Source organism: Bradyrhizobium sp. PRIMUS42 (genome assembly GCF_023006515.1).
GTDB lineage: Bacteria > Pseudomonadota > Alphaproteobacteria > Rhizobiales > Xanthobacteraceae > Bradyrhizobium.
Window position 1 is genome coordinate 1 of sequence record NZ_JALBGZ010001499.1, and the last position, 555, is coordinate 555.

The 555-nt window shown below is 69.4% G+C and carries 1 protein-coding gene; it reads right to left on the reverse strand.

The window, feature by feature from the left end; genetic code table 11:
* Positions 1 to 555: LysM domain-containing protein (locus tag MOV75_RS41295; protein WP_247008644.1), on the reverse strand; the 555-nt coding region annotated here is incomplete at both ends.

The following is a 555-nucleotide window of genomic DNA, read 5'->3' on the forward strand; positions in this document are numbered from 1 at the left end:
AGCGTTCCCGCAACCGGAGCGGCCCCGACCGGAGCCGCAGCAACCGGAGCTGCAACGGCGGCGGTCTTGGCACCGGGCACGGTCAGCTTGCTGCCGAGCTTGAGCTTGGTCGAGGGATCGAGGCCGTTGGCACGGGCAAGCTCGGCCGACGAAATATGGTTCTTGCGGGCAATGCTGGCGAGCGTGTCGCCATGATTGACGAAATGGGTGCTCGATGGCGCAGCCATGGTAGCAACCGGCCTCGCAGCGGGAGCTGCCGCAACGGGAGCCATCGCTGGCGCGGGTGCAGCGGCCGTGGCGGGATGCGGGATGATCAGTTGCTGGCCGGGCGAGAGCGCGCGCGGGCCCTTGTAGCCATTGGCGGCAAGGATCGCCTGCGGTGTGACGCGATAGCGCTTGGCGAGCAGGTCGAGCGTGTCGCTGGTACCGACGATGATCTTGGTCCCGCCAGTCGGCTGAGCGGCAGCAACGGAGCGCAGCGGCACGGTGGCCGTGGTCTCCAGATGCGGCTGCGTCGGGGGCGCGTAGGAGCTGACGCCGCGCCCGCCTCCTGAC